The following is a 16,345-nucleotide window of genomic DNA, read 5'->3' as shown; positions in this document are numbered from 1 at the left end:
AGAAACGATTTAGAGGCGAACCAAGACGACTTAGCGACGACGCCGTTTCTTGCCGGCCGCGCCCTTGGGACGCGAGAAGCGGACGATCTTGCGCTCCTCGGTCTCGGGCCGCGGGGTCGGGATCGAGCGCTTGGCCAGGCCGTACATCGAGGCCATCGGGGCGTCCTGCACCTGGGCGGTGTCGGTTTCCCCGAAGCCGTTGAAGCGGGTCGACATGGCCACGCCGTAGGCGCCCAGCATGCCGATCTCGATGTAGTCGCCCTCGTCGACGCTTTCCGGCAGGTAGAACGGGCCGGGCATGTGGTCGACGCTGTCGCAGGTGGGGCCGTAGAAGCGGAAGGGGCGCAGGCCGTCCTCCACCACTTCGCCGTTCTTGCGATAGGCCTTCACCGGGAACGGCCACTTCATGTGGGCCGCGTCGAACAGCGAGCCGTAGCTGCCGTCGTTCAGATAGAGCGCGTCGCCCTTCTTCAGCTCGACCTTGACCAGCAGCGACGAGGCCTCGGCCACCAGGGCCCGGCCAGGTTCGCACCACAGCTCGGTGGTCTCGTGCACCATCATGTCGGCGAAGCCGCGGTCGATGGCGGCCAGGTACTCGGAGAGTTCCGGCGGGGCCATGCCCGGATAGATAGACGGGAAGCCGCCGCCCACGTCCACGACGTCGGCCAGCACGCCGGCGCGGACCAGCGCCCGCGAGGCCTGGGCCATCGCCGCCTGGTAGGCGGTGGGGCGCATGCACTGGCTGCCGACGTGGAAGCTGACGCCCATCAGGTCCTGGGTGGCGCGGCGGGCGGCCAGCAGCAGGGCCGGGGCGTTGTGCGGCTCGACGCCGAACTTGCCCGACAGGCTGTAGGCGGCGCCGTCGGCCTGCACGCCCATGCGGACGATCAGGTTCAGGTCCTTGGCCTGGCCGGTGGCGTCCAGGATCTTGGCCAGTTCCTCATGGGTGTCGAACGAGAACGTCCGCACGCCGTGATCGAAATAGGCGGCCGAGATCGCCACGCGGCTTTTCACCGGGTGCATGAAGGCCATGCGCGAACCGGGGGCGTGCTGGGCGACCAGCTCGACCTCGTTCAGCGACGCCACGTCGAAGGACCGCACGCCGGCGTCCGCGAGCTCGCGGATCACCCACGGCGAAGGGTTGGCCTTCACCGCGTAAAAGACGTCGCCTTTGAATTCAGCCTGGAACCAGCGCGCCGCTACGGAAACCGCGTCGGGCCGCACGAGTGCGACGGGACGTTCCGGTGACCGCTCACGGACCAGGTCCAGGGGAGTATGGTACGTGTGCAATTCACGTAGACCCCTGCAGAAGTTAAACCCAGGCCGGCGTTAGCAGCGCTTATGAGGACTTCGGGTCCGCCGGAGCGAGCGAAATAGGGTCATACCCCGAGGATGTAAAGAGTCTTTTGGAGGCGGGGTCCCCGTGGGAGCGGCGAGGGGCGCGAACCCTGGCCCGGTCAGGCTTGCGGCGCAGTTTGCGTTCCGCGTCCGCCGGGAAGGACGGGGGAATTGATCCACTGTCCGTCACAAATCCGTTGCGTCCGTGCCCCAAACCGACCAACGCATTCCCCAGCGCTCGAAACCACGTTAAGGATTCGCCCCGACCATGACGTCGGACCCTGTTCTCTCGATCCGCGCCGCCTCCAAGACCTTCGGGTCGCGACGGGCGCTGGACGCCGTCTCGCTCGACGTGAAGCGCGGCGAGATGATCGCGCTCATCGGTCCGTCGGGCTCGGGCAAATCCACCCTGCTGCGGTCGATCGACGGCCTGCAGACCATCGACGCTCCCGCTTCCGGCAAGGACGGGGAGGGCGTGATCACCGCCTTCGCCGGTCCGGTCCAGGCCCGGGGCAAGGTCAGCGACCAGGTCCGCAAGGCGCGGGTGCGCATCGGCTTCATCGCCCAGCAGTTCAACCTGGTCGGCCGCCTGACCCTGTTCACCAACGTGGCCCTGGGGTCGCTGGGCCGGATCGGCACGGTGCGCGGCCTGTTCGGCGCCTGGCCGTCCGAGACCCGCACCGCCGCCATGGCGGCCCTGCACCGGGTGGGCGTGGCCGACTACGCCGCCCAGCGCGCCAACACCCTGTCGGGCGGCCAGCAGCAGCGCGGCGCCATCGCCCGCGCCCTGGTCCAGAAGGCCAAGATCATCCTCGCCGACGAGCCGGTCGCCTCGCTCGACCCCGTCTCGGCGCGCAAGGTCATGGAGATCCTCCGTGATCTGAACAAGACCGATGGCCTGACCGTGGTCGTCACCCTGCACCAGGTCGACTACGCCCTGCGCTATTGCGACCGGGTGGTGGCGCTGAAGGCCGGCAAGAAGGTCTATGACGGCCCGACCAAGGGCCTGGACCGCGACAAACTCATCGACATCTACGGCCCGGAATTCGAGGACGTGTTCTGGGAAGGAGCCCCGCAATGATCCGCCGTCACTTCACCGTCGGTCTCGGCCTCGCCGCCGCCCTGGCCCTGGCCGGATGCGCGGAGAAGAAGGCCGCCGCCCCGGCGCCCAAGGACACGATCGTGTTCTCGATCCTGTCGACCGAGTCGGCCCAGAACATGGAGAGCTACTGGAAGCCCATCCTGGCCGACATGGAGAAGTCGACCGGCATGAAGGTGAAGCCGTTCTTCTCGTCCAACTATTCGTCGCTGATCGTGGCCATGGGCGCCAAGCAGACCGACGTGGGCTGGTTCTCGAACGCCTCGGGCCTGGAGGCCGTGCGCCGTTCGGGCGGCGAGGTCTTCGCTCGCACCTTCGACCCGTCGGGCGTCGACGGCTACAAGTCGGTGATCATCGTCCCGGCCGACAGCAAGCTGACGGTCGAGGGCCTGCTCAAGTGCGACAAGACCCTGGACTTCGGCATCGGCGACAAGAAGTCGACCTCGGGCACCCTGGCCCCGATGACCTATCTGTTCATCCCGGCCAACAAGAAGCCGGAGGGCTGCTTCAAGACCGTGCTCAGCGCCAGCCATGACGCCAACCTGTTCGCGGTGGCCAACCACAAGCTGGACGCGGCCACCAACAACACCACGGCCCTGCGCCTGAACGAGTACGCCAAGGGCGGCGCCCAGTCCAAGAAGGTCAAGGTGATCTGGGAATCGCCGACCCTGCCGGAGGACCCGATCGTCTGGCGCAAGGACCTGGATCCGGTCGTGAAGGAGAAGGTCCGCCAGTTCTTCCTGACCTACGGCCAGGGCGACACGCCCGTCGCCGCCCAGCAGCGCAAGAACCTGGAGCGCCTGTCGATGGGCGGCTTCAAGGCCGCCGACGACACCCACCTGCTGGTGGTGCGCGAGATGGAAGCCCTGGAGAACGTGGGCCTGGCCCGCGACGCCGGCGACCAGGCCAAGCTGGCCGCGGCCGAGAAGGCCCTGGCCGACATCAAGGCCCAGCGCGTGGTCGCCGAGGGCAAGGCCGGCGTCGCCGCGCCGGCCAACTGAGCCAGGACCCCCGAGCCCACCCGATGAGCGACGCCGTCCCGCCTCCGCCCAGCAAGCCGCTCTCGGCGCGCGCCTTCGACCTGCTGCTGTGGGGCGGGGTGATCGCCCTGCTGGTGATCAGCTTCAAGCCGGCCGAGATCGACAAGTTCCCGCAGCTGTTCACCGACGCCAGCAAGATGCAGGGCTTCGCCAGCGGCTTCTTCTCGCCGTTCGGCGATCCGAAGGCGTTCATGGCCGCGGACTGGGAGCTGTACATCGGCAAGATGTGGCAGACGATCCAGATGGCCCTGTGGGGCACGGCCCTGGCCATCGTCGTGGCCATCCCCCTGGGCCTGCTGGGCGCGCGCAACATCAGCCCGTGGTGGATCCAGCAGCCGGTCCGCCGCCTGCTGGACCTGATCCGCTCGATCCCCGACCTGGTGGTGGCCCTGATCTTCATCACCGCCGTGGGCCTGGGTCCGTTCGCCGGGGTGATGGCCCTGATGTTCAACACCGGCGGCGTGCTGGCCAAGCTGTTCGCCGAGGCCGTCGAGTCGATCGACAAGGGTCCCGTCGAGGGCGTGCGGGCCACCGGCGCGATCAAGCTGCAGGAAGTGGTCTGGGGGGTGATCCCGCAGGTCGCGCCGCTGTGGACCAGCTACGCGCTCTACCGCTTCGAGTCGTCCAGCCGCTCGGCGACGGTCCTGGGTCTGATCGGCGCCGGCGGCGTCGGCCAGGTGCTGCTCGATTCCATCAACGGCTTCCAGTACGACCAGACCGGCTGCATCGTGCTGGTCATCGTGGTGGCCGTTTCGCTGATCGATCTGCTGTCCCAGATCATCCGCACACGTCTGCTTTAAGGACGATTCATGTGGCCTTCGGGCCACAATTAACACCTTGAAAAGGCTTGTCATCGGTCTGTCATCAAAGGGTGGCGGAACCGTCATGGGACCCCCGTAAAGCGGCTCTACCTGATCCGGACCAACGGGCAGGGGGCAAAGCCTTAAGGGGAATTCTCACATGCGGAACAAGACCTCGCTGGTCTGCGGCGCGGCGCTGGGCGCCATGCTGGCCTGCGGCCTCGGCGTCGCGGCTCACGCGCAAGACAACACGGTCGCCTGGAAGGGCGCGCCGCAATGGACCAACGACGACGTCTACTTCAAGGTCCGCGGCCGGATCCTGATCGACGGCGTCTTCCAGGACGTCGACCGCGAAGGCACGGCGACCGACTACAAGACCAGCAACCTCCGCGGTCGCCAGGTGTTCCTCGGCATCGAAGGCAAGCTCAACAACTACATCGCCTACAAGGCCGAAGGCGGCTGGGTGAACGGCGGCACGCCGACCTGGGACGACGTGGTCATCGAGATCAAGCCGACCGAAACGACCAGCATCATGGTCGGCAACATCAAGGCCACCGGCCTGGAAAACCTGACCTCGACCCGCTTCACCACCTTCATGGACCGCGGTCCGTACGGCGACTTCGGCGTCGACAGCTATCTGCTGAGCGTCGTGGGCAAGGTGCAGGGCCCGAACTGGAGCGTCACCGGCGCCGTGCAGGGCGACAGCATCAACAACGCCGACATCAACAACACCTCGTCGGCCACCAACACCAACCAGAACTCCAACGAGCGTCTGGGCTTCACCGGCCGCGTGCACTACGCCCCGGTCGTGACCGACTTCGACAAGGTCCACCTGGCCGTGTCGGCCCGCTACCGCAACCACGGCAACGAAGGCGCCTTCAACTATCAAGGCCGCACCGACACGAACTACGGCACCAACGGCCTGTACTACAAGACCGGCGCCATCGGTGACCGCGACACCACCCTGGCCGCCGAAGGCGCCTGGATCCACAACAACTTCTCGGTCCAGGGCGAGTACTCGAACATCAAGGTCGAGCGCCTGCAGACCGCCGCGGCCGGCACGAACCCGGACGTCAAGGTGGGCTACGCCTTCGTCAGCTTCTGGCCGACGGGCGAGACCCGCAACTACGATCCGGTCGCCGGCGAGATCAAGCGTCCGAAGATCCTGAACCCGATCACCGCCGGCGGCTTCGGCGGCGTTGAACTGGCCCTGCGCTACGACTTCGCCGACCTGACCGACGCCTACAAGACGGCGTCGAGCGCGGCCAGCCGCACCGTTTCGCAGGACGCCGGCAAGTACACCGCCTGGACCCTGGGCGTGAACTACTACCCGACCGCCTATGTCCGCTTCCAGGCCAACTACACCGACGGCTCGGTCGATCCGGTCGTCGTCAACCGCGGCACGGACATCAAGCAATTCCAGCTGCGCGCCCAGCTGGACTTCTAAGACCCTCCGGGCCGGCCTCCCACGAGCGCCGGCCCGGTCCTTCTCCCAACGCTCCCAGAGACTCCAGGAGTTCTCCATGAAGAAGCTGCTTTCCTGCGCGGCCGCCGCCGTCGCCCTCTCGGGCCTCGCCGCCGCCCCCGCCCACGCCGCCCGCGACTACGTCTGGGCCGCCGGTTCGTCGACCGTGTTCCCGTTCGCCACCCGCACCGCCGAGAACTTCGCCAAGAAGACCGGCAAGAAGGCTCCGAAGGTCGAAAGCCTCGGCACCGGCGGCGGCATCAAGCTGTTCTGCTCGGGCGCCGGCGAAGGCTTCCCGGACATCGCCAACGCCTCGCGTCCCATGAAGAAGTCGGAATTCGACGCCTGCGCCGCCAAGGGCGTGAAGGACATCGTCGCCATCAAGATCGGCTTCGACGGTATCGTCGTCGCCACCGACAAGGACGGCGCCGACTACAACTTCAAGACCGAGCACCTGTTCCTGGGCCTGTCCAAGACCGTGCTGAAGGGCGGCCAGTTCGTCGCCAACCCGTACAAGACCTGGGACGAAGTCGGTTCGGGCCTGCCGGGCAACCGCATCAACGTCTACGGCCCGCCGCCCACCTCGGGCACCCGCGACGCCTTCGTGGAACTGGCCATCGAGGCCGGCGCCCGCAAGTTCCCGACCGCCGACGCCCTGCGCTCGGACAACGAGAAGAAGTTCAAGTCGCTGGTCGACCCGCTGCGTAACGACGGCTGGGTGGACGCCGGCGAGAACGACAACGCCATCGTCGGCACCCTGACCAAGACCCCCGGCTCGCTGGGCGTCTTCGGCTGGTCGTACCTCGAAGAGAACATGGACAAGATCAAGGGCGCCTCGGTCAACGGCGTTCGCCCGTCGGCCCAGACGATCTCGGACGGCTCCTATCCGCTGTCGCGCACCCTGTTCATCTACGTCAAGAAGGCCAACATCGGCGTGACGCCGGGCCTGGCCGAGTTCGTGCAGGAGTTCACCTCCGACGCCGCGACCGGTCGTGGCGGCTACCTGCAGGGCCGCGGCCTGATCCCGCTGCCCTCCGGCCAGCACGACGCCCAGAAGCAAGTCGCCGCCAACAAGACGGTGATGGCGCGTCCGGCTCAGTAAGCCGACACGCAAGCCCCATTCGGGCTTCGAACAGGACGACGCCGCGGTCCCCAGTGGGCCGCGGCGTTTTCTTTTGTATAGTGGTGGGATCGCGGTCCGCCCGGCCGCCTCACCCTCCCAGGGACCATGATCCTCCTCGCGCTCGCCGTCGTCCTGCTCCTCGTTCTCCTGAACGGGGTCTTCTCCATGTCCGAACTGGCGGTGGTCTCCGCCCGCCGCGCCCGGCTCCAGACCTTCGCCGACCGCGGCGACAAGGGGGCCAAGCTGGCCCTGGCCATGGCCGAGCACCCGACGCGGTTCCTGTCGGCCGTGCAGGTCGGCATCACCCTGATCGGCATCCTGGCCGGCGCCTACGGCCAGGCCACCATCGCCGGGGCCCTGGATGTCTGGCTGAAGGACAAGCCGGTGGTCGGCCCCCACTCGGAGGCCATCGCCACCACCATCGTCGTCATCGGCCTGACCTATGTCTCGGTGATCCTGGGCGAGCTGGTGCCCAAGCGCCTGGCCCTGCTGTTCCCGGACGTGATCGCCCGCAAGATGTCGCCGTTCCTGGCCCTGGTGGCCACGGTGCTGCGCCCGTTCGTGACCCTGCTGACCGCCTCGACCGCCGGCATCCTCAAGCTGATGGGCGTGCGCGACGAGCGGACCAACGACATCACCGCCGAAGAGGTCGAGACCGTCCTGGCCGAGGGCGCCGACGCCGGCCTGATCGAGCCCGAGGAGCGCTCGATGATCCAGGAGGTGCTGCGCCTGGGCGACCGCCCCGTGCGGGTGGCCATGACCCCGCGCCGCGACCTGTTCTGGATCTCGCTGACCGACAGCCAGGACGAGATCCTGCGCGAGATCCGCGACTGCCCCTATTCGCGCATCGTGGTGGCCAGCGAGGGCGACCTGGACGGCGACATCGGGGTGATCCTCAAGAAGGACCTGCTGGACGCCTGCCTGGGCGGCGAGACCATCGACATCAAGGCCCACGTCCAGCAGCCGGTCGCCATTCCCGAGACTATGTCGCTGCTGCGGGCCATGGCGGTGTTCAAGCAGACGCCGCTGCACATGGCCCTGGTGGTCGACGAGTTCGGCTCGATCCAGGGGGCGATCACCCCGCTGGACCTGCTGGAGATGATCGCCGGCGACTTCCCCGAGGACCACGACGAGAGCGACAGCCGCATCCTGCGCCGCGAGGACGGCACCTGGCTGGTCGACGCCCGCCTGGACATCCAGGAGCTGAACGACGCCCTGGGCGAGAACTTCGAGGCCGAGGGCGGCTACCACACCGTGGCCGGCCTGATCCTCGACCGCCTGGGCCGCATCCCCCGCGAGGGCGAGATCGTGGGGTTGGGCGGGTTCGACGCCGAGGTGGTCGACATGGACGGCTCGCGGATCGATAAGCTGATCCTGCGCTGCGTGCGCAAGGACTAGGGCGACACGCATGGGCGGATCGGCGGATGCGGGGCTGGTCGAGGCCTGGGCGGCCGGCTGGGCGCTGTCGCGCGGCGTCGCCGCGCCGATCTCGGTGGCGGGCGGCCATCGGATCGTGGTGGGCGAACCCGGACACGCCGAACGCTATGTCTTCCCGAGCCTGGACGCGCCGGCCCTGTCGGACCTGGCGGCGGGGATCATCGCGCCGGGGATCTTCCTGAAGGCCTTCTGCGCGCCCGAGGCGCTGCTGGCGGCCGTCGACGCGCGCTGGCGCCCGCAGGCGTCGGGCGACCTGATGGCCATCGACCTGGCCGCCGTTCCGCCGCCCGCCGCGCCGGCGGCGGGTTACGTCCAGGACCTCCGCGCGGAAGGGGCGGTGCTGGTCGTCGAGATCCACGACGCGGAAGGCGGATTGGCGGCTTCGGGCCGCGCGGCCCTGACCGGAGCCTTCGCCGTGTTCGACAAGATCGTCACCGACCCGGCGCACCAGCGGCGCGGCCTAGGACGGATCGTGATGGGCGTCCTGGGCGAACGGGCCCGGGCCCTGGGCGCGGGCCAGGGCGTGCTGGTCGCCACGCCGGAGGGGCGGGCGCTGTACGAGGTGCTGGGCTGGCGCTTCGAGGGGCGGATGGAAACGGTGGTGATCCCGGACGAGGCGAGCTGACCGGCGACGAAGAGGCGCCGGCCTACAACAGGCCGTGGGCGCGCGCCTCGAACACGGCCTCGGTCTTCGAGCGGACCTCCAGCTTGGTGTAGATGCGCCGCACGAAGGTCAGGACCGTGTTGCGCGAAACGCCCATCAGCTCGGCGATCTCGTCGAACGAGAAGCCGCGCGTGATCAGCTGCAGCGTCTCCTTCTCGCGCTCCGACAGGCTGGGCGTCTCGGCCCTGGCGCCGTCGTCCTCGGCCGGCGGCGGTTCGGGGCGGAAGCGCATCAGCACCTGCCGCGCGATCCGCGGGCTGATCGGGCTGCCGCCGCCGTGCAGGACGCGGATGTCCTCGGGGATGGCCGGCAGGGGGCTGTCCTTGAGCAGATAGCCGCTGGCGCCGGCCTCGATCGAGGCGATGACGTGGTTCTCGTCGGCGAAGGTGGTCGACACCATGATCGCGCAGTCGGGCCACAGGGCGTGGGCCTGGCGGATCACGTCGATGCCCGAGCCGTCGGGCAGGCCCAGGTCCACCACCAGCACGTCGGCGGCCGGACCGTCCAGCAGGACCCGCGCCTCGGCCACCGTGGCCGCGACGCCGGCGACGGCCAGGTCGGGCGCCTGCGCCAGGGCCGAGCGGAACGCGTCCTGGAACGCGGCGTCGTCCTCCACCAGGATCACCCGGAGCGGCGGTCGCGCGGCTTCGGCGCTCATTTCCCTCTCCCTGCTCGTCGGACGTAGGTCCAGGCCGCGTAAGGATTCGCAGAGCCTGCGCCAGATGACGTCATCATATCTAGCGACAGGGCGAACGTTGATCTGAGAACGCCGTCGCGGCAACTAGACGTTGCTCGCGCCGCGGCGTCGCGGGGCGCGCCTCAAGAAGACCAGAACCAAGCTCGCGCGGGGGGCGCAGGGCAGGGGGCGCCGAAGCGGCCGCCTCCTGCCCCCAGGGCTTCAGGTCCGCCAGCGCAGCGTCGTCTCTTCCACCGGGTTGCGGAACGGCCGGCGCTCGTGGCGGCTGGCGTTCCATTCGCGCTTGAGCTGGTGGTACCAGCGGCCCTGCTGGTCGGCGTCGCCCATCCACATCAGCGGCGGGTTGTCCCGCAGGCCCCGGGTCTGAGCCTCGACGATCCGGCCGTCCTGGCGCAGGAAGGCGCGGGCGGCCAGGCGGATCACCGGATAGAGGGCGGTGAAGGCCGGGTGGTCGGACCAGATGATCTGGTTCATCCGGGTCTTGCCGGCGTTGATCGGGGTCATGGCCGACAGGGCCAGCACCTGGCGCTCGCCGACCTTCACGTGCTCCCAGCGCAGCCCCGGCAGTCGGAAGGTGATCTCGGTCAGGGGCTCGCCGCCCAGGATGGCGTAGGCCTTGGAGTTCTTGCTGGGCTCGTGCCGCACCATGGTGAAGCCGGCCTCGGACGGGGCGAAGGCCTTCTGCTTCTCGTGCTGGCTGGCGCCGGTGCGCCACCACCACTGCTGGTGCACATAGGGGCCGTGGGCCGGGTCGATCAGGCCCAGCACCGCGTGGTCGATGTGGATGTCGTAGTCCAGGTGATCGACCAGCTTGGGCTTGCCGCCGACCACGCCGGGGATCGTCGGGGGCGGGAAGGGCGGCTGGCCCTCGAAGCGCGGGTCGGCCGACATCCAGATCCACACCAGGCCCTGGGCCTCGACCAATGGATAGGTCCGTACACGGACCTTGGTGATGTCCAGCGGGTTGTCGGCGGTCAGGGAGGGGATCTTGGCGCAGGCCCCGTCGGTGCGGAACCGCCAGCCGTGATAGGGGCATTCGACGCTTTCCCCGCCGCCCGGTTCCTCGCGGACCTTGCCGGCCGACAGCTTGGCGGCGCGGTGCGGGCAGACGTCGCGCAGGGCGTAGACGGCGCCGGCCTTGGTGCGGCCGATCATGACCGGCTGGCCCAGATACTCCCGGCTTTCCATCTTGCCCGGCTTCAGGTCGGGCGACAGGGCCGCCACGTACCAGGCGTCCATGACGAAGCCCTCGCCGAATTTCACGGCCTTGGAAGCCGGCCGAGCGGCCAGCACCTGCGCGTCGTCAGCCATGTGGTACGCTTGCCCCCCGACACGCCCCCGCGCGCCGTCCCCGGGGCAGTAGGCGCCATGGCGAAGCTGGCGTCCAGCGCCCACAACCCTGCATTCCGTGAAGAGTTTGTGGCGCCTGGCAAAACCCTCGCCCGCCGGGCGAGGGTTCGGGGAGGGCCGGCGCCTACTTCGCCGCCGCCGTCTCCACCAGGCGCTGATAGAACCGCACCATGCGTTCGACATTGGCCAGCGTCATGTGCTCGTTGGTGCCGTGGATCATCTCGGTGTCCTTCACCGCCAGCTGCAGCGGCTGGAACTTGTAGATGTCGTCGGCGATCGGGCCCATGTAGCGGCTGTCGCTGGCGGCGGTCATCAGGGCCGGGGCCACGGGGGCCTTGCTCTCGTCGCCGGCCAGGGCGGCCAGGGTCTTCCAGCCCTCGGAGGTGGTCGAGGCCACCTTGCTGGGCTCGTCCGGGGCCTTCACCCAGGCCAGCTTGACCGGCAGGTCGCCGACCGCGCTCTTGGCCCGGGCCATCACGTCGGCCGAGGTGTCGCCGGGGGCGATGCGGTAGTTGATCCAGGCCGTGGCGTCCTGCGGCAGGACGTTCTCCTTGGGCGAACCCTTCAGCATGGTCGGGGCGATGGTGGTGTGCAGCATGGCCGCGCCCGCCGGGGTCTTGGCCGTCTGGCTGATCAGCAGCGGCGAGAACAGCCAGGTGTTGGCCGCCGCCATCTTGATGGTCGTCGAGCTGTGCGGGGCCAGGCTCTTGAGCATGTCGGCGCCGGGGCCGCTGAACTTCATCGGAAAGGCGTTGTCGTTGATCGCCAGCACGGCCTTGGCCAGGGTGGCCACGCCCGTCTGGGGCGGCGGGGCCGACGAGTGGCCGCCGACGGCCGGGGCGGTGACGGTCAGGGTGGCGTAGCCCTTCTCGGCCGTGGCGATCAGGGCCACCGGCTTCTTGGTCACCGGATGGTCCTCGACCACCACCATGCCCTCGTCCAGCACGAACTGGGCCTTGACGCCGCGCGACTTCAGCAGGGCCGCCGCCGCCCGGGCGCCGACGCCGCGCACCTCCTCGTCGTGGCCGCTGACCACGATCACCGTGCGCTTGGGGGTGAAGCCGGCCTTGGCCAGGCCGTCCAGGGCCTCGAACAGGGTGACCAGGCTGCCCTTGTCGTCGATCGAGCCGCGGCCCCACACCGCCCCGTCGGCCACCACCCCGTCGAACGGCGGATGGGTCCAGGCGCCCTCGCTGCCCGGGGTGACCGGCACCACGTCCTGGTGGGCCATCAGCACGATGGGGGCGAGGCTCCGGTCGGTCCCCTGCCAGGTGTAGACCAAGGCGTGGCCGGCCACGACCTCGCGGGCCATCACCCGGTGGGCGTCCGGATAGGTGGCCTGAAGCCACGCGTGGAGCTTGTCCCACTCGCCGGGCTGGTCCTCGGCGGCGTCCTGGTGGCTGACGGTCTGGAAGCGCACGGCCTCGCCCAGGTGCTGGGCCGCCAGGGCCACGTCGACAGGCCGGGCCGACGCCAGGTGGATGCTGGAGGTGTCGACCGCCGCCGGCGCCTTGAACGTCGCCGTCCGCACCGCCACCACGGCCCCGACCGCCAGCATCAGACCCACGGCCGTCAGCGCCGTCCTGCTCTTCCAGCCCATGTCGCACTCCCCGAACGCTTGTTTGGAGGGACTGTGCGATGGGTTGGGGGAACTGCCAACCCCCTTCCCCGTCATCCTCGGACTTGTTCCGAGGACCCCTGTTTCAACCGAGAAGAAGGTTGATCCGTGTAACGGGGCGCCGGCGGTCCACTTCCAAGCGGCAACTCGACGGACCTAGGGGTCCTCGGAACAAGTCCGAGGATGACGGAGGGAGGGAAAGCGCGGCCAGGCCCCCGCCCTCACTCCCCCTCGATCGACCGGATCACCCGCGCCGGATTGCCGCCGACCAGGGTGTTGGCCGGGATGTCCTTGGTCACTACCGACCCCGCCGCCACGACGGAATTCTCGCCCACCGTCACCCCGCCGATGATCGTGACCCCCGCGGCGATCCACACGCCGCGCTCGATCGTGATGGGCCTGGCCGTCACGAACGCGGTGCGCTGCGAGGGCGCGACGGGATGGCCTTCGGTGATCAGGCTGACATTGGGGCCGATCAGCACGTCGTCGCCGATCGTGACCGGCGCCAGGTCGTAGATCGTGCAGTTCTGGTTGATGAACACCCTTTGGCCGACGGCGATGTTCCTGCCGCAGGTGGTGTGGAACGGCGGCAGCAGGCGGAACTGGTCGTCCAGGTCGCGGCCCGTCAGCTCGGCGAACAGCCGCCGGATCTCGTCGGCGTCGTCCATGGTCAGGCGGTTGAGGGCCGGGGTCAGGCGCATGGCCCGCTGGACGTCGGCGACCATGGCGCGGGACTCCGGCGTCCGCCGGGCGATCCTGATCTCGTCGTCGCGCTGGGGCATGGTTGTCTTTCCGATTCGATTCGCCCAGCTTACGCGTGGCTTGGCCGAAGACGGCGGGTCGGCGAAGGGGCAATGACGGATTCATCAAGGACGGCCCCAACGCGGGGCTTCAGCCGCCGGACGTTGATCGGCCTGTTCCTCGGCGTCGCCGGCGGCCTGCCCTCGGTCGCGAACGCCATAAGCTTTCGCGCCCCTGAATTCTGGCTCCACTTTCCACCTGACTCCGCCGACCTTTCACCCACGGCGATGTCGGTTGTTCGGGACACCAAGGCGTATTTCGACGGAGCGAGAGCCGAGCCCAATTCGCGCAACATGTGGTGCCACATCATGGGTGGGGTCGATGGCGCGGAGTTTTCCAAGGGACTGCAGCGCCTCGCGCTGGAGCGGGCGACGTCGGTTGCCCGCGCCCTGGAGACTCTTGGACTCGCCCCTGGGGACTGCTTCCCGACCCGCCTCGCTGGACCCACCCCTTTTGTGCCGAGCCAGCCCGGCAAGGCCGAGGACTTCAATCGCGTCGTCGTGATCACCCTGTACCCCGGCATGGCGCCCATCGGGAACTAGTCGACGGTGAAGGCGGGCGCCTCGCGCATTTGCCTTGCGCCCCCCGCTCGCGCATAGGCTGGCGCGTGATTCCAGCGAAGGTCTCGAGAGCGGCATGAGCGTCCTGGTCCTCGGAGGGACGGGTTTCATCGGCGGGCCGACGGTCGCGCGGCTGCTGGCCGACGGGGTCGAGACCGCCGTCGCCCATCGCATGTCCCATGAGGACGCCCGCGCCGCCCCGGCCGGCGCCGCGTCCGTCGTGCTGGACCGTCGCGACCCGGCGGCGGTGCTGGCCGCCGTGCGCGACCTAAAGGTCGACACCGTGGTCGACCTGATCGCCTATACCCAAGCCGACACCCTGCCGCTGCTGGACGCCCTGGCGGGCGAGATCGGCCGCTACGTGCTGGTCAGCTCGGTCGACGTCTATCGCAACTACGAGGGCCTGCACCGCCGGGGCCGGCCGACGCCGATCTGGGACCGCCTGACCGAGGACGCCGAGCTGCGCGCCAGCCGCTTCCCCTACCGCCTGGCCAAGCCCCGGGCGGCGAGCGATCCCCAGGCCTGGATGGACGACTACGACAAGATCCCCCTGGAGGCGGCCGCCCGGGCGAAGGCCGGGCTGGAGGCGACCATCCTGCGCCTGCCGATGGTGTTCGGACCGGGCGATCGGCAGCGGCGGTTCTCGTGGGCGATCCGGCCGATGGCCCAGGGCCGGCCGCGCATCGTCATCCCCCACCCGTGGGCCGGCTGGCGGGCGACCTTCGGCTATGTCGACGACGTGGCCGCCGGGATCGCCCTGGCGGCGGTCCACCCCCGGGCGGGCGGCGAGACCTTCAACCTGGGCCGCGCCAACACCCCGACCAACATCGCCTGGGCGGCGTCGTTCGCCGAGCACCTGAACTGGCCTGGCGAGGTCCAGCTGGCCCATCCGGACGTGGCGCGCGGGGCCCTGGCCAAGGCGGTCTCGGGCCTGGACCTGGGCTATCCGCTGTTCGTCGACAACGCCAAGATCCGCCGCCGGCTGGGCTATGCCGAGGTCACGGACTTCGACGAGGTCCTGGCGCGGACCGTGGCCGACGAGATGGCGCGGTGAGGGCGTAACCCCTCACCCTCCCACGCCTGCGGCGCGGGCCCCGCCCTCTCCCTCTGGGAGAGGGAGTTCTTTGAGCGTACCTTCGCTCCGAGAGGGGCGCTCATGACTTCATCCAGAACCTGGCCCGCGTGGCTGGTCTGCCTGCTGGCGGCGATGATCGAGGGGTTCGACATCCAGTCCATGGGCGTGGCCGCGCCGCGCATGCTGCCGGCCCTGCACCTGTCGCCGGGCCAGGCCGGGTGGGCGTTCAGCGCCAGCCTGATCGGCCTGATGGTCGGGGCCAGCTTCGGCGGGGTGATCGCCGACCGGGTCGGGCGGCGGCCGGTGCTGACCGTCTCGGTGGCGGCGTTCGGGGTGTTCTCGCTGGTCACGGCCCTGGCGAGCGGCTTCGCGCCGCTGCTGGTTGTTCGCTTCCTGACGGGCCTGGGCCTGGGCGGAGCCATGCCGATGCTGATCGCCCTGGCTTCCGAGCGCGCCAGCCCGGCCCGCAAGGCGACCATGGTGGCCCTGATCGCCGGCGGCATGCCGCTGGGCGGGGCGGTGGCGGGACTGGTGGCCCGCACGCCCGCGGCCCTGGACGACTGGCGGACCATCTTTCTGGTCGGCGGTCTAGTCCCGCTGGTGGTCGCGCCGCTGCTCTATCTCGTGCTGCCGGTCGGACGCCCCGACCGCGCCGACCATCGGCCGGGCGCCGCGGCCGGGGCGCTGTTCGGGGCCGGGCGCTGGCCGGCCACCGCCTGCATCTGGGTCAGCTACGCCCTGGTCGCTCTGACCCTGCACCTGCTGCTGAACTGGCTGCCGACCCTGATGGTGGCGCGCGGCCTGCCGACGGGCTTCGCCTTCCTGGTCTCGACCCTGTTCAACCTGGGCGGGGCCAGCGGCGGGCTGGCGTTCGGGGCGGTGGTCGACCGGCTGGGCGCGCGCGGTCCGCTGCTGGCCGGCTTCGCGGGCCTGGCCGTGGCCCTGGTGCTGATGGCCGGCGCCGGCGGCCAGGCCCCGATCGCCATCCTGGCCTTCACCGCCGGCTTCCTGCTGATGGGCGGACAGTTCACCCTCTACGGCCTGACCCCGCCCTACTACCCGGCCGCGGTGCGGGCCACGGGCGTGGGGGCGGCGGTGGCGGCCGGCCGCGTGGGCTCGATCTTCGGACCCCTGGCGGCGGCCGAGCTGATCGGCGGCGGAGCCAGCGGCGCGGCGGTGGTCGGGGCGCTGGTGCCGGTGGTGGTCGTGGCGGGCGCGGTGGCGGTGGGGCTGACGTTCTTCGCGAAGCCGACCGACTAGGACCGGGGACATGCCCTT

15 protein-coding genes are annotated in these 16,345 nt (G+C 69.6%); 10 read left to right on the top strand and 5 right to left on the bottom strand.

Annotated features, from left to right (window positions below; all coding sequences use genetic code 11):
- Nucleotides 1-30: 30 nt before the first annotated feature.
- Nucleotides 31-1,290: a type III PLP-dependent enzyme gene (locus WAE60_RS22100; RefSeq protein ID WP_337688836.1), complete on the bottom strand. Its 1,260-nt coding sequence runs from the start codon at nt 1,288-1,290 to the stop codon at nt 31-33.
- Nucleotides 1,291-1,606: 316 nt separating this feature from the next.
- Between WAE60_RS22100 and phnC the strand changes: the two genes are divergently transcribed.
- The 7 genes from phnC to WAE60_RS22065 all read left to right on the top strand — a co-directional run bounded on the left by phnC (nt 1,607) and on the right by WAE60_RS22065 (nt 8,927).
- Nucleotides 1,607-2,419 (top strand): phosphonate ABC transporter ATP-binding protein, encoded by an 813-nt coding sequence (phnC, locus tag WAE60_RS22095; protein ID WP_029911186.1) that lies wholly within the window; start codon nt 1,607-1,609, stop codon nt 2,417-2,419.
- Nucleotides 2,416-3,438, top strand: coding sequence for a phosphate/phosphite/phosphonate ABC transporter substrate-binding protein (phnD, locus tag WAE60_RS22090; RefSeq protein ID WP_029911189.1), 1,023 nt, complete (start codon nt 2,416-2,418; stop codon nt 3,436-3,438). The genes phnC and phnD overlap by 4 nt, the downstream gene beginning before the upstream one ends.
- Before the next feature lie 23 nt (nt 3,439-3,461).
- Nucleotides 3,462-4,277, top strand: a complete 816-nt coding sequence (gene phnE / locus WAE60_RS22085; protein WP_029911192.1) for a phosphonate ABC transporter, permease protein PhnE — start codon at nt 3,462-3,464, stop codon at nt 4,275-4,277.
- A gap of 160 nt (nt 4,278-4,437) precedes the next feature.
- On the top strand, nt 4,438-5,724 hold the full coding sequence (locus tag WAE60_RS22080; protein ID WP_029911196.1) for a porin: 1,287 nt from the start codon (nt 4,438-4,440) through the stop codon (nt 5,722-5,724).
- Nucleotides 5,725-5,800: 76 nt separating this feature from the next.
- Nucleotides 5,801-6,844, top strand: a complete 1,044-nt coding sequence (locus WAE60_RS22075) for a substrate-binding domain-containing protein (protein WP_337688829.1) — start codon at nt 5,801-5,803, stop codon at nt 6,842-6,844.
- A 126-nt stretch (nt 6,845-6,970) separates the two neighbouring features.
- A complete protein-coding gene (locus WAE60_RS22070) occupies nt 6,971-8,263 on the top strand; it encodes a hemolysin family protein (protein WP_029911202.1) in 1,293 nt (430 codons plus the stop codon).
- 10 nt (nt 8,264-8,273) lie between these two features.
- Complete coding sequence (locus WAE60_RS22065; protein ID WP_337688826.1) at nt 8,274-8,927, top strand: GNAT family N-acetyltransferase; 654 nt, start codon at nt 8,274-8,276, stop codon at nt 8,925-8,927.
- Nucleotides 8,928-8,949: 22 nt separating this feature from the next.
- On the opposite strand, the gene WAE60_RS22060 is transcribed toward WAE60_RS22065, so the two are convergent.
- From WAE60_RS22060 to WAE60_RS22045, 4 genes are all read right to left on the bottom strand, one after another.
- Nucleotides 8,950-9,624, bottom strand: a complete 675-nt coding sequence (locus WAE60_RS22060; protein ID WP_337688824.1) for a response regulator transcription factor — start codon at nt 9,622-9,624, stop codon at nt 8,950-8,952.
- 240 nt (nt 9,625-9,864) lie between these two features.
- Nucleotides 9,865-10,974, bottom strand: coding sequence for an aromatic ring-hydroxylating dioxygenase subunit alpha (locus WAE60_RS22055; RefSeq protein ID WP_337688822.1), 1,110 nt, complete (start codon nt 10,972-10,974; stop codon nt 9,865-9,867).
- 163 nt (nt 10,975-11,137) lie between these two features.
- The gene (locus WAE60_RS22050; protein ID WP_337688820.1) at nt 11,138-12,613 is read right to left on the bottom strand and encodes a M20 family peptidase; all 1,476 of its coding nucleotides are present in this window, start codon (nt 12,611-12,613) and stop codon (nt 11,138-11,140) included.
- 239 nt (nt 12,614-12,852) lie between these two features.
- Nucleotides 12,853-13,413: a sugar O-acetyltransferase gene (locus WAE60_RS22045; RefSeq protein WP_029911216.1), complete on the bottom strand. Its 561-nt coding sequence runs from the start codon at nt 13,411-13,413 to the stop codon at nt 12,853-12,855.
- Nucleotides 13,414-13,536: 123 nt separating this feature from the next.
- On the opposite strand from WAE60_RS22045, the gene WAE60_RS22040 reads away from it, so the two are divergent.
- The 3 genes from WAE60_RS22040 (at nt 13,537) to WAE60_RS22030 (ending at nt 16,327) form a co-directional block, all read left to right on the top strand.
- Nucleotides 13,537-13,974 (top strand): OmpA family protein, encoded by a 438-nt coding sequence (locus WAE60_RS22040; RefSeq protein WP_156035694.1) that lies wholly within the window; start codon nt 13,537-13,539, stop codon nt 13,972-13,974.
- A gap of 94 nt (nt 13,975-14,068) precedes the next feature.
- Complete coding sequence (locus tag WAE60_RS22035; protein WP_337688818.1) at nt 14,069-15,046, top strand: NAD-dependent epimerase/dehydratase family protein; 978 nt, start codon at nt 14,069-14,071, stop codon at nt 15,044-15,046.
- Between the two features lie 102 nt (nt 15,047-15,148).
- Nucleotides 15,149-16,327, top strand: a complete 1,179-nt coding sequence (locus WAE60_RS22030; protein WP_337688816.1) for an MFS transporter — start codon at nt 15,149-15,151, stop codon at nt 16,325-16,327.
- Nucleotides 16,328-16,345 lie beyond the last annotated feature (18 nt).

The organism is Caulobacter sp. CCG-8, assembly GCF_037402475.1.
Lineage (GTDB): Bacteria > Pseudomonadota > Alphaproteobacteria > Caulobacterales > Caulobacteraceae > Caulobacter.
The sequence above is the reverse complement of the archived record's forward strand: the minus strand, read 5'-3'. Positions and strand labels throughout refer to the sequence as shown.

Coding starts and splice junctions, on each gene's coding strand:
- phnC (WP_029911186.1), top strand. CDS start 1,607: ATGACGTCGGACCCTGTTCTCTCGATCCGCGCCGCCTCCAAGACCTTC.
- WAE60_RS22030 (WP_337688816.1), top strand. CDS start 15,149: ATGACTTCATCCAGAACCTGGCCCGCGTGGCTGGTCTGCCTGCTGGCG.
- phnE (WP_029911192.1), top strand. CDS start 3,462: ATGAGCGACGCCGTCCCGCCTCCGCCCAGCAAGCCGCTCTCGGCGCGC.
- WAE60_RS22060 (WP_337688824.1), bottom strand. CDS start 9,624: ATGAGCGCCGAAGCCGCGCGACCGCCGCTCCGGGTGATCCTGGTGGAG.
- phnD (WP_029911189.1), top strand. CDS start 2,416: ATGATCCGCCGTCACTTCACCGTCGGTCTCGGCCTCGCCGCCGCCCTG.
- WAE60_RS22075 (WP_337688829.1), top strand. CDS start 5,801: ATGAAGAAGCTGCTTTCCTGCGCGGCCGCCGCCGTCGCCCTCTCGGGC.
- WAE60_RS22070 (WP_029911202.1), top strand. CDS start 6,971: ATGATCCTCCTCGCGCTCGCCGTCGTCCTGCTCCTCGTTCTCCTGAAC.
- WAE60_RS22065 (WP_337688826.1), top strand. CDS start 8,274: ATGGGCGGATCGGCGGATGCGGGGCTGGTCGAGGCCTGGGCGGCCGGC.
- WAE60_RS22080 (WP_029911196.1), top strand. CDS start 4,438: ATGCGGAACAAGACCTCGCTGGTCTGCGGCGCGGCGCTGGGCGCCATG.
- WAE60_RS22055 (WP_337688822.1), bottom strand. CDS start 10,974: ATGGCTGACGACGCGCAGGTGCTGGCCGCTCGGCCGGCTTCCAAGGCC.
- WAE60_RS22050 (WP_337688820.1), bottom strand. CDS start 12,613: ATGGGCTGGAAGAGCAGGACGGCGCTGACGGCCGTGGGTCTGATGCTG.
- WAE60_RS22035 (WP_337688818.1), top strand. CDS start 14,069: ATGAGCGTCCTGGTCCTCGGAGGGACGGGTTTCATCGGCGGGCCGACG.
- WAE60_RS22045 (WP_029911216.1), bottom strand. CDS start 13,413: ATGCCCCAGCGCGACGACGAGATCAGGATCGCCCGGCGGACGCCGGAG.